The sequence below is a fragment of the Pseudomonas sp. PGPPP1 genome, assembly GCF_002255865.1.
Classification (GTDB): Bacteria; Pseudomonadota; Gammaproteobacteria; order Pseudomonadales; family Pseudomonadaceae; genus Aquipseudomonas; species Aquipseudomonas cremoris.
On record NZ_NKIG01000004.1, the window covers coordinates 97,423 to 109,426 of the forward strand.

The 12,004-nt window shown below is 61.6% G+C and carries 11 protein-coding genes; 5 read left to right on the plus strand and 6 right to left on the minus strand.

What is annotated here, in order from left to right; translation table 11 throughout:
* Nucleotides 1-16 precede the first annotated feature (16 nt).
* Entirely contained in the window at nucleotides 17-640 is a 624-nt protein-coding gene (gene thiE, locus CFE47_RS08065) for a thiamine phosphate synthase (protein WP_286836210.1), read from the minus strand.
* A gap of 21 nt (nucleotides 641-661) precedes the next feature.
* Nucleotides 662-1,459 carry a hydroxymethylpyrimidine/phosphomethylpyrimidine kinase gene (locus CFE47_RS08070; RefSeq protein ID WP_286836211.1) on the minus strand — a complete coding sequence of 266 codons (798 nt, stop codon included), beginning with the start codon at nucleotides 1,457-1,459 and terminating at the stop codon, nucleotides 662-664.
* Between the two features lie 276 nt (nucleotides 1,460-1,735).
* Here CFE47_RS08070 and CFE47_RS08075 point away from each other — a divergent pair, with 276 nt between their 5' ends.
* From CFE47_RS08075 to CFE47_RS08090, 4 genes are all read left to right on the plus strand, one after another.
* Nucleotides 1,736-4,105 (plus strand): hybrid sensor histidine kinase/response regulator, encoded by a 2,370-nt coding sequence (locus CFE47_RS08075; RefSeq protein ID WP_286836212.1) that lies wholly within the window; start codon nucleotides 1,736-1,738, stop codon nucleotides 4,103-4,105.
* Nucleotides 4,106-4,194: 89 nt separating this feature from the next.
* A complete protein-coding gene (locus CFE47_RS08080) occupies nucleotides 4,195-5,847 on the plus strand; it encodes an acyl-CoA dehydrogenase family protein (protein WP_286836213.1) in 1,653 nt (550 codons plus the stop codon).
* A gap of 182 nt (nucleotides 5,848-6,029) precedes the next feature.
* Nucleotides 6,030-7,502, plus strand: a complete 1,473-nt coding sequence (gene amn / locus CFE47_RS08085; RefSeq protein ID WP_286836214.1) for an AMP nucleosidase — start codon at nucleotides 6,030-6,032, stop codon at nucleotides 7,500-7,502.
* A gap of 71 nt (nucleotides 7,503-7,573) precedes the next feature.
* Entirely contained in the window at nucleotides 7,574-8,209 is a 636-nt protein-coding gene (locus tag CFE47_RS08090) for a pseudouridine synthase (RefSeq protein WP_286836215.1), read from the plus strand.
* Here CFE47_RS08090 and CFE47_RS08095 read toward each other — a convergent pair.
* A complete protein-coding gene (locus tag CFE47_RS08095) occupies nucleotides 8,204-8,413 on the minus strand; it encodes a DUF2788 domain-containing protein (RefSeq protein WP_025999909.1) in 210 nt (69 codons plus the stop codon). The genes CFE47_RS08090 and CFE47_RS08095 overlap by 6 nt on opposite strands.
* A gap of 194 nt (nucleotides 8,414-8,607) precedes the next feature.
* The gene (locus tag CFE47_RS08100; RefSeq protein ID WP_003194418.1) at nucleotides 8,608-9,087 is read right to left on the minus strand and encodes an Lrp/AsnC family transcriptional regulator; all 480 of its coding nucleotides are present in this window, start codon (nucleotides 9,085-9,087) and stop codon (nucleotides 8,608-8,610) included.
* A gap of 431 nt (nucleotides 9,088-9,518) precedes the next feature.
* On the opposite strand from CFE47_RS08100, the gene CFE47_RS08105 reads away from it, so the two are divergent.
* Nucleotides 9,519-10,610 (plus strand): DUF6515 family protein, encoded by a 1,092-nt coding sequence (locus tag CFE47_RS08105; protein ID WP_286836216.1) that lies wholly within the window; start codon nucleotides 9,519-9,521, stop codon nucleotides 10,608-10,610.
* On the opposite strand, the gene CFE47_RS08110 is transcribed toward CFE47_RS08105, so the two are convergent.
* Together CFE47_RS08110 and pmcY are read right to left on the minus strand one after the other, a co-directional pair.
* Complete coding sequence (locus CFE47_RS08110; RefSeq protein ID WP_185708589.1) at nucleotides 10,607-11,500, minus strand: cation diffusion facilitator family transporter; 894 nt, start codon at nucleotides 11,498-11,500, stop codon at nucleotides 10,607-10,609. The two genes, CFE47_RS08105 and CFE47_RS08110, sit on opposite strands and share 4 nt — an antisense overlap.
* Before the next feature lie 15 nt (nucleotides 11,501-11,515).
* Nucleotides 11,516-11,935: a periplasmic Zn2+ metallochaperone PmcY gene (pmcY, locus tag CFE47_RS08115; protein WP_286836217.1), complete on the minus strand. Its 420-nt coding sequence runs from the start codon at nucleotides 11,933-11,935 to the stop codon at nucleotides 11,516-11,518.
* Nucleotides 11,936-12,004 lie beyond the last annotated feature (69 nt).

The window sequence follows — 12,004 nt, forward strand, 5'->3', positions numbered from 1 at the left end:
GGCAGGCTCTCTGAAATCAGGAATTAAGAAGGGCGTTGAAGGCGCGGGCGCGGCGCGTGACTTCCTGGGTGCTTTCGGCACCGAACAGGCCGTGGACCACTGCCAGCAGGTCGGCACCGTGGGCCACCAGGGGTTCGGCGTTCTCCAGGGTGATGCCGCCAATCACGCAGATCGGCAACTGCAGGCGCGCGCGGGCCTGGGCCAGCATTTCGACGGTGGCCGCTGGAGCGCCAGGCTTGGTGCTGGAATTGAAGAAGCGTCCGAAGGCGACGTAGCTGGCGCCTTCCTTCGCCGCCTGCTCGGCCAGTTCGATCTGGCTGTGGCAGGTGGCGCCGATGATCGCCTTGGAACCGAGCAGCGCACGCGCCGGGGTCAGCGGACCGTCGGTCTGACCCAGGTGCACGCCGACACCGAGGCGCGCGGCCAATTCGGCGTCGTCGTTGATGATCAACTGAGTCTTGTAGCGTGAGCACAACTCCCGCAGCTTTTGCGCTTCACGCAGGCGTCGGGCTTCGTCGCTGCTTTTGTCGCGGTACTGCAGCAGCGTCACGCCACCGTCCAACGCCGCTTCGACGTAGGCGAGGAATTTGCCGGCCAACAGTTGGCTGTCGGTTATGGCGTAAAGGCCACGTAGTTTCATCGAGCAGGCCTCTTTAGAGTCTTACGAACAAAAATCCAGCGGCAACCGGCGCGGTACAAACTGGCCTTGGCCGAGTTGTTCGGCGTCACGCAGGGTGCGCCAAGTGTAGTTGAGCGCCGATTGCACGGCGCTGACCAGGCCTTCGCCCTGAGCGATCCGACCGGCCAGCGCACTGGCCAACGTACAGCCGGAACCGTGGTAGCTGCCGGGCAGGCGCTGGCAGGTGAAGGTCTGCTGGGTGCCGTCGCGGCTATATAAACGGTTGTGCACTTCATGCTCATCGCCATGGCCGCCGGTGATCAGCAGATGCTTGATATACGGCAGTAACTTCGCAGCGCATTCGTCCGCCGTGCCCTCGGGCAGTTCGGCGAGGATGCGCGCTTCGGGCAGGTTCGGCGTGGCGATCAGCGACAGCGGCAACAGCCGCTCGCGCATCGCATAACCGACTTCATCCTTGCCCAGGCTGCCGCCGCCGCCGGCGCGCAATACCGGGTCACAGACCACCGGCAGGTGCGGATGCGCTTGCAGCAGTTCGACCACAGTGTCGACCATTGCGGTGGAGCCGAGCATGCCCAGCTTGACCGCCGCCACTTCGGAATCGCCGAGCACGGCATTGGCCTGGGCCAGTACCCACTCGCGGTCGAGCACGCGGAAATCGCTGACGTTGACGGTGTTTTGCACGGTCAAGGCGGTGACGGCCGGAGCCGCATGGCAACCCTGGGCGAGCAGGGCTTCGATATCTGCCTGCAAGCCGGCGCCACCACTGGGGTCGTGGCCGGAGAGACAGAGGACAACGGGGCGAGAGCTGTAGATATTCATGGTGCGCGAGCTTACCACCAAACGCTTTTGGCGTGGCCGTCCGGCGATGGCTGAATTTTGCTTGTGCAGCGACGATTTTTTGGCGCTTATACGATGCTTGAAATGCGCTGAAAGCCGCGTTCTAGAGCCTCTAGAAAAATTATTTCAATGGTGTCCAATAGCCTTTAATGGCTATGCTAGAGTGGATCCAAACTACTAACTGTATCGCCGGTATACGTCTTCTCAAAAGGAATGGGGGGCTTTTTGACATAACCGGACAGGTCACGCTGGGGCTCTATGCGCTATTTGCTGATTTTATTGTTGTGTGGGCTTCCGATGCTCGCCAGCGCCGTCGAGTTCGACCAGGACACGCGAAGCCTGCCGCTGGGCCGAGTCATGCAAGTGCTCGAAGACCCGAGTGCCGCCCTCACCATCGCCGAAGTCAGTTCCCCCGCCTACGCTGCGCAATTCAAGACCCATGACAAAGCCACACTCAATGCCGGTTACTCACGCTCGGTGTTCTGGCTCAAAATCGACCTGCACTACCTGGCCAAAGACCCTCGCGCCCCGCGCACCTGGTTCCTGGAACTGGCCTACCCGCCGCTGAACCACTTGGACCTTTACCAAGGCGATGGCGCCGGAGGTTATCGACTGACCACCCGCACTGGCAGCGCGCTGCCGTTTTCCAGCCGTGAAGTGCGCCAGAGCAATTACCTGTTCAAGCTCAACTTCGTGCCTGATCAGCAAGAAACCCTCTACCTGCGCCTGCAAAGCCAAGGATCGATCCAGGCGCCATTGACACTTTGGGCCGGCACCGCTTATCTGGAGCAGCAGCCACTGCGCCTTTACGTACTCGGAGCGATCTACGGTGTATTGCTGGGCATGTTGATCTACAACCTGTTCATCTACCTGAGCGTGCGCGACACCAGCTACCTCTACTACATCTTCTATATCGCCTCTTTCGGCCTTTACCAACTCTCGGTCAATGGCGTGGCCGTGGAGTACTTCTGGCCCAACAACCCCTGGTGGACCAATGCGGCGGTGCCGTTCCTGATTGGCTCGGCGGCGCTGTTTGGCAGCCTGTTCGCTCGCAGCTTCCTGCACACCGCGCAGCACAGCCGTTGGCTTGATCGCATTCTGCTAGGGCTGGCGGCCTGCGGCGCGGTAGTGATGGCATTGGCCCTGCTGACCAGCTACGCCGTGGCCCTGCGCCTGGCGACCGGGCTGGCGCTGGTGTTTACCGTGACCATCTTTGTTGCCGCGATCAAGGCGTGGTATTGCGGCCAGCGCATGGCCCGTTATTTCATCATCGCCTGGTCGGCGTTCTTGCTGGGTGGGGTCATCAATACGCTGATGGTGCTGGGCTACCTGCCCAACATGTTCCTGACCATGTACGCCAGCCAGATCGGCTCGGCCATTGAAGTCGCGCTGCTGTCCCTGGCCCTGGCAGATCGCATCAACAGCATGCGTGAGCAGCAGGCGCAGATTCTCTTCGATGCCAGCCAGAAACTCGAAGTGCTCAACCAGCAATTGGCCCGCAGCAACCGGCTAAAGGACGAATTCCTCGCCACCCTGACCCACGAACTGCGCACGCCCATGAACGGTGTGATTGGCTCCTTGGAGTTGATGCAGACCGTACCCCTGGACGCCGACCTGGCGCAGTACCAGCAAACCGCCGCCGGTTCGGCGCGGGACATGATGCGCATGGTCAACGGCATCCTCACCCTCACCGAGTTGCAAGCCGGGCGTTTGAGCGCCCAGCCCCAGATGTTCAGCCTGCGGGGTGTGCTCGACACGCTGCGCCAGCAGTTCGCCGCCAGTGCTCAAAGCAAGGGCCTGGCGTTTTCCATCGACGTGGCGGTTGAGCTGCCGGACCGTGTGGTCGGCGACTCGGACAAGTTACTGCAGTGCCTGGATTGCCTGTTGGACAACGCGTTCAAGTTCACTCACACAGGTTCCGTACGGCTGCGCGTCGTTGGCGTGCCTCACAGTGACGGCGGCCTGCGCCTGAGTTTTATTGTTACCGACACCGGTATCGGCTTTGCCTTCCTGGATGAGGCAACCCTTTACCAGCGCTTCTTCCAGCTCGATGGCTCCACCACCCGCGAATATGGCGGCCTGGGCATCGGCCTGGCCATCTGCCGGCAATTGATCGAGCTGCTGGGCGGGCGTCTCACCCATCACTCCGAGCCGCGCAAGGGCAGTCGCTTCCAGTTGGAAATGGAAGTCGCCGCAGTACCGCCGGAGCCAAGGCAGGTGCTCGATCAACATCGCGCCCCACAGGACTGCGCGGTGCTGCTCGTGGATGGCAATAGCGTCGGCCAGTTGGTCGTGCGCGGCATGCTGCTGAAACTGGGTTACCGCGTGAAAACCGCAGACAGCGGCCCAAGTGCACTGGCGACCTTGCAAGGCGAAACATTCGATGCCGTGTTGTTGGATATCCCCGAGGGCGGGTTCTCGTTGTGCTGCCAGATCCGTGCATTGCCGGGCTGCGGTGAATTGCCGGTGATTGCCTTGAGCGCGTCGCTGAGCGTGTCGGAGCGTGAACAATGCCATGGCATTGGCGTGACTGACCGCTTGGCCAAGCCGGTGCGTTTCGAAGCGCTCCAAGCGGTGTTGGAGCGTCGGTTGCTGTGTCCGCTTGAGGGCGAAAGCGCCGGACATTAGGCGGGTATGTCACTTTTTTAAGCCGGGTGGCGGTGCTTAACTGAGATTCGGGCCTCAACTCAATGTGGCCTTTTTCCAGGAGGCCCGTCATGAACCTGCATCAGTTCGCCGAAACCCACGACGTCACCAACCAGCCCCCATCCCTGGACGGCACCAACCTGTATCGCATCGACTTGCCCCTGCAAGAGTGGTCGCGACGCTTTGGCGCCGGTTGGGCAGAAGGGCGCATCGATGCCTACGGTGCACTGGCTGGCGGGCCGCTGATGGAGGCCGGGTTCCTGGCGAACCAGAACAAGCCGGTGTTCAGCAGTCACGACCGTTATGGCCATCGAATCGACTTGGTGGAGTTCCACCCGGCCTATCACGAGTTGATGCGAACCGCTGTCGAACATGGCCTGCCGTCGCTGCCGTGGGCTCACCCACAGTCCGGCGCGCATGTGGCCCGAGCCGCGATGACCTACCTGCACAGCCAGGCCGAAGCGGGCACCGGTTGCCCGTTGACCATGACCTTCGCCTGCGTGCCGGCCCTGCGCTTGCAGCCGGACTTGGCGGATATCTGGCTGCCGAAAATCCTTGGCACCCAATACGACCCGCGCAATGTCGGCATCGCCCACAAGGCGGGCGCCACCATTGGCATGGCCATGACCGAGAAACAGGGCGGCACCGACGTGCGCGCCAATACCACCCGCGCTTATCCGGTGGGTGCGGGTGGGCCGGGGCAGGCCTATGAACTGGTGGGGCACAAGTGGTTCTGTTCGGCGCCGATGTGCGACGCGTTCCTGACCTTGGCCCAGACCGACAAAGGACTCACCTGTTTCCTGCTGCCTCGGCATCGCCCGGATGACACACGCAACGAGTTCTACATCCAGCGCCTGAAAAACAAGCTTGGCAACTGCTCCAACGCCTCCAGCGAAGTGGAGTTCCGAGGTGCCTTGGCGTGGATGATCGGCGAAGAAGGCCGAGGCGTGCCGACCATTATCGAGATGGTTGCCATGACCCGCTTCGATTGCATGGTTGGTTCAAGCGCCTTGATGCGCCAGGCGTTGACCCAGGCCAGTCATCATTGCACCCATCGCTCCGTCGGTGGCCGCGTGCTCAGCGAGCAGCCGTTGATGCAAAACGTGTTGGCGGACCTGGCCCTGGAAAGCGAAGCCTCATTGGCCCTGAGCATGCGCATGGGCCGCGCCCTGGACCACTTGGGCGATGAACAGGAAGCCAAGTTCGCCCGCTTGGTGACGGCGGTGGGCAAGTACTGGATCTGCAAACGTGCCCCAGCAATGATCAACGAAGCGGCCGAATGCATGGGCGGTGCGGGGTATGTCGAGGACAGCATCCTGCCGCGCCTGTACCGTGAGGCACCGGTGAATTCGACGTGGGAAGGTTCTGGCAATGTGCAATGCCTGGACGTGCTGCGGGCACTGTCCAAGGAGGCCGGCGTACTGGAAGCGTTGTTTGTCGAACTGGGGGATGGGCTGGGAGATAAACACTTGGCGCGGCATATCGAACAGTTGAAGTCGGCGTTCATGGATACCCAGGACATCCAGTATCGAGCGCGGCAGCTGACTGAAGATATCGCGCTGGCGTTGCAGGCCAAGCTGTTGCTGGAAGCGGGCAATGCGGCGGTGAGTGATGGGTTTATTGCCAGCCGGTTGGGTGAGTCGTCTGGGCGGGTGTATGGAACCTTGCCGCGTGGTGTGGATGTGGCAACCATCGTCACCCGTTCTACCCCCGAATCCCTCTGACAGCATGCGGTCAAAATGTGGGAGCGGGCTTGCCTGCGATAACGGTCAATGAGTCAAATCATTGTTGACTGATCCACCGTTATCGCAGGCAAGCCAGCTCCCACATTAATTGCATTCCAACTCTGCTGTTTCAGTGGGGCTGGGATACAGGCAAGATAAAGGCCTGCATGTCAGAACACAGGATGCTTACCGTGACCGAAGCTTTTGTTGTCGTTCAATCCGCCGAAGAAGCCGTGGACCGGCTGGCGGCTCTGCATGAGCGTGCTACCGGCGCACTCAATCAAGCCCTCAAGCAATACCTCAAGGACCGCGTCGAACCCGATGCCGAACAGCGCGCGCTGTTTCGTTACCCGGAGCTGCGCCTGACCTACCACTGCCACGGCGAAGTCCCACAGACCACCCGCGCCTACGCCAAGGTCCAACTGCCGGGGACCTACAGCGTCACCGTCACCCATCCTGCAGCGTTCCGTAAATACCTGCTGGAGCAGTTGGTGCCGCTGATGCACGATTTCACCGTGACGGTGGAAGTCGGCGTCAGCCAACAGAATATTCCGTACCCGTACGTGGTGGAGCAGGGCGACGAACTGGCCGGCTCCGGTGTGACCGCCGCGACCCTGGCCCGTGTGTTCCCCAGCACCGACTTGTCGGCTGCCACCGATGGCATTGCCGATGGCCTCTACGACTGGGAAAACACCGATCCGCTGCCCCTGGCGCTGTTCGATGCGGCCCGCGTGGACTTTTCCCTGCGTCGCCTGGTGCACTACACCGGCAGTGACTGGCGCCATGTACAACCGTGGATCCTGCTGACCAACTACCACCGCTACGTTGACCAGTTCATCCTGCATGGCCTGGAACAACTGCGCAGTGACCCGCGCTTTGTGCGCATGGTGCTGCCGGGCAACGTGGTGATCGACAAGAGCATGGACCACGGTGAAGCGTCTGCCATTGCCGCTGGCGTGGTCTGGCACCGCTACCAGATGCCGGCCTACCACCTGCAAGCCAGTGATGGCCACGGCGTGACCTTGGTGAACATCGGCGTCGGCCCGTCCAACGCCAAGAACATCACCGATCACCTGGCCGTGCTGCGTCCGCATTGCTGGCTGATGATCGGCCACTGCGGCGGCCTGCGCCAATCCCAGACCATCGGCGACTACGTGCTGGCTCACGCCTATATGCGCCGCGACGGGATTCTCGATCGCGTGGTACCGCCGAACATCCCGATCCCGGCCCTGGCCGAAGTGCAGTTGGCCTTGCAACAGGCGGCCGCCAATGTCACCGGCGAAAAAGGCGAAGAACTGAAAAAACGCCTGCGTACCGGCACTGTGCTGACTTACGACGACCGCAACTGGGAGCTGCGCTGGGCCCAGGAACGGCCGCTGATCAACCTGTCCCGCGCCGTGGCCGTGGACATGGAAAGCGGCACCATCGCTGCCCAAGGCTATCGCTTGCGAGTGCCGTACGGCACGTTGTTGTGTGTATCGGACAAGCCGCTTCACAGCGAAATAAAGCTGCCGGGTTCGGCCAACGCGTTCTATGAGCGCGCGGTGAGCCAGCACTTGAAGATCGGCATCGAGGCAGTGGATCTGCTGCGCACCGAACTCAACTCGCTGCACTCGCGCAAACTGCGCAGCTTCGACGAGCCGCCGTTCCGCTAAGCGGTTGGGATGGTTATTTAACGGTCAGGCCACTAGCATTGTCGGTCCTGACCGTTAGATGTTCCTTTGCCATGTCCCGTCCCACTCGTCCTGATTCGCGCCGCCCTGGTGTGAAACCCCCGTATTCAGCTGCACGCCGCGTTGCGAAGGCGCCACCGGCCGAGCCGAAGCTGATCCTGTTCAATAAACCCTTCGACGTGCTGACCCAGTTCAGCGACGAAGGCGGGCGCGCGACGCTCAAGGACTTTATCGACATCCCCGGCATCTACCCGGCAGGCCGCCTGGACCGTGACAGCGAAGGCTTGCTGCTGCTGACCAACGATGGCCAGTTGCAGGCGCGCATCGCCGACCCCAAGCACAAGTTGGCGAAGACTTACTGGGTGCAGGTGGAAGGTGAACCCACTGAAGAACAACTGCAGCGCCTGCGCGATGGCGTGGAGCTGAACGACGGCATGACCTTGCCCGCCGAAGCCCGGCAGTTGGAAGAACCCACGTTATGGCCGCGCAACCCGCCCGTGCGTTTTCGCAAAAGCGTGCCCACCCATTGGTTGGAACTGGTGATTCGCGAAGGGCGCAACCGTCAGGTGCGGCGCATGACGGCGGCGGTGGGTTTGCCCACGTTGCGCCTGGTGCGAGTGCGCATTGGCGAATGGTCGATCGACGGCCTGGATCAAGGCCAATGGAAGGAAGTGCCGGCGCGCCTATAGGGCGCCGGACTCGATCAGGCCGATCACCACGCTCTTGATGATGAACGCGGCCACGCCCAGCCCCAGCACGAAGAACAGGATGAACGAGCCAAAGCGCCCGGCTTTGGACTTTTTCGCCAGGTCCCACACGATAAAGCCCATGAAGATGATCAGGATGGTGACCAGGCCGGTCATCATCCATTCTTCAAACAGGGCGGGGTCGATGTTGTTCATGGGGACATTTCCGACAAAGGCAGGCGGGAAGTATAAGGCAGCGTCGCAGGCGCAACATTGACCTAAGTCGGTCGCGGTCAATGTGGGAGCTGGCTTGCCTGCGATAGCATCACCTCGGTTTTGCTGACATACCGAGTTGCCTGCATCGCAGGCAAGCCAGCTCCCACATTTGTTTTGCGGCGGTCTTAGGTACGTAAGTGAGTCAGTGGCAACTCAGTGCTATTGAGCACCTGGTTCAGCACAAAACTCGACCGCACGCTGGTCACCCCTTCAATTCGGGTCAAATGCCCCAGTAGCAGTTTCTGGTAGTGGTCCATGTCCGGCACCACCACTTTCAACTGATAGTCGGCGTCCATCCCGGTCACCAGGCTGCATTCCAACACCTGGGGCAGGGTGCGGATGGCCGCTTCGAAGTTCTCGAAACGCTCCGGTGTATGTCGGTCCATGCCGATCAGCACGTAGGCGGTAAGGCTCAGGCCGAGCATCTTGCGGTCGAGCAAGGCGACCTGGCGGGCAATGTAGCCGTCGTCCTCCAACTGCTTGACCCGGCGCGAGCACGGCGAAGGCGACAAGCCGATGCGTTCGGCCAACTCCTGGTTGGAGATCCTCGCGTCGCGCTGCAATTCCGCCAAAATACTCAGGTCGTATCGGTCAAGCTTGCTCATTGGGTTGGCCTTTGTCGTAACTATTGCGGCGAATTATCTATGAAGGGTTAAAAATTGCGCAAGCACTGTTTATTGACGCAATCTTCGCAATCATCTGTCGGGCGCAGGCGGGTATCTTTATCAACAGAATCACCGCCTGGACAACAGTCCATCGCAGCTCGCCCAATCAGGCCTGCTGCGGCCGCCACCCCAGCAGGGTTGAGCCGGCCTCCAGGCTGCACACTGTCCACAAGACGGCGTGAGGTGAGCCAACGCCAAAAGCGTTGAGCCAGGACGAAGTTCTCAAGGGGTGGCCGACGGGTCACCCCTTTTCTTTTGCCTGTAAAAATACTTCTCGTGACTGATAACCTGTCTCAGAACCGGGTGAGGCTTTTCCAGTCTCATGTTATGAGGCCGGACACTCTAGGCCCTAATCCGCAGTGAGGAATAGCATGAAGCGCATCTGGCGTTTGGCAGGTGTAGGTTTGCTGATGGTTACCGTTGGCACGCAAGTGATGGCTGACGACCGTGATAACCCACCGCGCCCTGAGGGCGGCGGTCAGCATGAACGAGGGCAAGAGGGTGGTCGGCCAGGCAATAACCAGCCACGGCCGCAGAACAACCAGCCACGCCCGGAAAACAATCAACCGCGTCAGCAGCAGGCGCCGCGCGTCGAGAACGCGCAGCCGCGTCCGCAGAACCAGCATTTCGACCGCGCCGAGCAACAGCCGCATAACGGCGGGCAGTGGCAGGGCCGGCCACAAAACGCAGAACAGCCACGGCCCGCGCCGCAACCGGCGAACAACCTCCCGATCCAGGGGCGTCCAGACACCGTTCGGCAAACCCAAGAGCCGCGCCAGGGCAACTACCAGGACATCCCGCGTCGTAACGATGGCAACCCGCATTGGCAGGCCGGCAATGGGCCGGGGCCACGTCCTGGCGGCGGCTTCAACAATGGCCACCCGAACGACGTGCGCTGGGCAGGTCGCCCTGATGGGCACGGCAATGGTTGGGGCCCAGGCCCGCAATATCGCCCTGGTTATACCGTCGACCGCTTCCACGACCGCAACTACCGCGTGCCTTACCGTGGCCAGGATTACTTTTTCTCCGGCGGCTACTGGTACCGTCCGCAGGGCCCGCGTTATGTGGTGGTGACGCCGCCGTACGGCATCCGCGTGCAATACCTGCCGGACTACGCACGGGAAGTGTGGGTGGGCAGCGCGCTGTTCTTCCTCGCCGCCGGTGCGTATTACACCTACGAGAGCAGCACCCAGCAGTACGTGGTGGTGCAACCACCAACGCAGGTGCCCGCGCCACAGCCCGCGCCGCAAGGCAATGGCTATGATGTGGTTGCCTACCCCGCCAACGGCCAGACACCGGCCCAGGTGCAGCAAGACGGCTACGACTGTTATCGCTGGGCGGTGCAGCAAAGTGGTTTCGACCCGCAGCAAGTCACCTACGCCCCCGACCCTGCGGTGGTGCAAACCTACCGCCAGGCCCAGGGCAATTGCCTGACCAGCCGCGGCTACCAGGTGCAGTACTAGGCCTTGTTGCCCGTGACCACTTCCCGCGGGTCGGCGTGCACCAGCACTTCGGCACGCGGGTAGGCCTGGTGAATGGCGTCGGCGGCTTGGTCGCTGATGCCATGAGCGACTGACAGCGTCAATTCTCCCGGCAATTCCAGGTGCAACTGCACGAACCAGTGGTTGCCCGAGATGCGCGTGCGCAAGTCATGGGCACCCAGCACCCCCGGAACGCCACGAGCCAATTCCAACATGTGCTGGCTGACTTCCGGCGGCAGCTCTTCGTCCATCAGTACCGCAAAGCTTTCCCGGGCGATCTGGACCGCGCTCCATAAAATGTAGGCGGCGATGCCCAGGCCGAACCACGCATCCACTTGATGAAAGCCCATGCCCGCGAGCACCAGCGCCACCAGGATGCTGCCGTTGAGCATCAGGTCCGAGCGGTAATGCAGCGAGTCCGCCCGCACGGCGTTGGAGCCGGTTTCGCGGATTACCCGGTGTTGCAGCATCAGCAGCGCCACGGTCAGTACCAGCGAAAAGATGATCACGCCGATGCTCAACCACGGCGCGCCCACCGGTTCCGGGTGCTGTAAACGCTGGTAGGCCTGGAACGCGATCAACACCGCACTGCCGCCGATAAACAGCGCCTGGGCCATGCCCGACAACGATTCCGCCTTGCCATGCCCGTAACGGTGATCGTCATCTGCCGGGCGCAGCGCGTAATGCACTGCAAGCAAATTGAGCAGCGATGTCACGCCGTCCAGCAGCGAGTCGGTCAACCCGGCGAGCATGCTCACCGAGCCGCTGAGCCACCAGGCGATGGCCTTGGTGATAATCAGCGCACAAGCCACGCCCACCGAGGCGCGGGTGGCCAGGCGCAAAAGCCTGGCGTGTTCGGGACTGCTGGTCATAGACGGATCGAATCCTTAAGCGGCGGGTTGCAGGCCCAGGGAAGCCAGCTGTTGCACGCTGCCCTTGAACTGGATCATGCGTGGGTCGTCCAGCGGCAGGCTGCGGCCGGTTTCTTTCTGGATGATGGTTTGCAGCTTGCCGTTGTCGACTTTGCCGTCTGCGCCGATGGCTTCGTGGAGTTTTGCCGGGTCGACTTGGGCGGTCTTGCCCGGTTCGAAGTAGATGGCGCCGGTGGCGAAGTCGACGCCGAAGGCAATCAGGCCCGGGATCACGTAGAACAGCAGGCCGATGGCATCGAGCACCGCCACGGTGGGGTCGATCTTGCCGTCGATCTGGCCACGGCGGTCCGGGAAGAAGATCGAACCGCAGGCGGTCAGTTGGCTCAGCAGGGTAACGGTGAGGACACCGCCGATGATACGGGACGCGATACGCATGAAATTCTCCTGAACACAGTTGATAAGGGACTATATGACAATTGCGCTGAACGACGCCGCTCTAATGTG

Bases quoted from the DNA above. Each gene is read 5' to 3' on its own strand.
- thiE (WP_286836210.1), bottom strand. From the start codon at position 640: ATGAAACTACGTGGCCTTTACGCCATAACCGACAGCCAACTGTTGGCC.
- CFE47_RS08070 (WP_286836211.1), bottom strand. From the start codon at position 1,459: ATGAATATCTACAGCTCTCGCCCCGTTGTCCTCTGTCTCTCCGGCCAC.
- CFE47_RS08075 (WP_286836212.1), top strand. From the start codon at position 1,736: ATGCGCTATTTGCTGATTTTATTGTTGTGTGGGCTTCCGATGCTCGCC.
- CFE47_RS08080 (WP_286836213.1), top strand. From the start codon at position 4,195: ATGAACCTGCATCAGTTCGCCGAAACCCACGACGTCACCAACCAGCCC.
- amn (WP_286836214.1), top strand. From the start codon at position 6,030: ATGCTTACCGTGACCGAAGCTTTTGTTGTCGTTCAATCCGCCGAAGAA.
- CFE47_RS08090 (WP_286836215.1), top strand. From the start codon at position 7,574: ATGTCCCGTCCCACTCGTCCTGATTCGCGCCGCCCTGGTGTGAAACCC.
- CFE47_RS08100 (WP_003194418.1), bottom strand. From the start codon at position 9,087: ATGAGCAAGCTTGACCGATACGACCTGAGTATTTTGGCGGAATTGCAG.
- CFE47_RS08105 (WP_286836216.1), top strand. From the start codon at position 9,519: ATGAAGCGCATCTGGCGTTTGGCAGGTGTAGGTTTGCTGATGGTTACC.
- CFE47_RS08110 (WP_185708589.1), bottom strand. From the start codon at position 11,500: ATGACCAGCAGTCCCGAACACGCCAGGCTTTTGCGCCTGGCCACCCGC.
- pmcY (WP_286836217.1), bottom strand. From the start codon at position 11,935: ATGCGTATCGCGTCCCGTATCATCGGCGGTGTCCTCACCGTTACCCTG.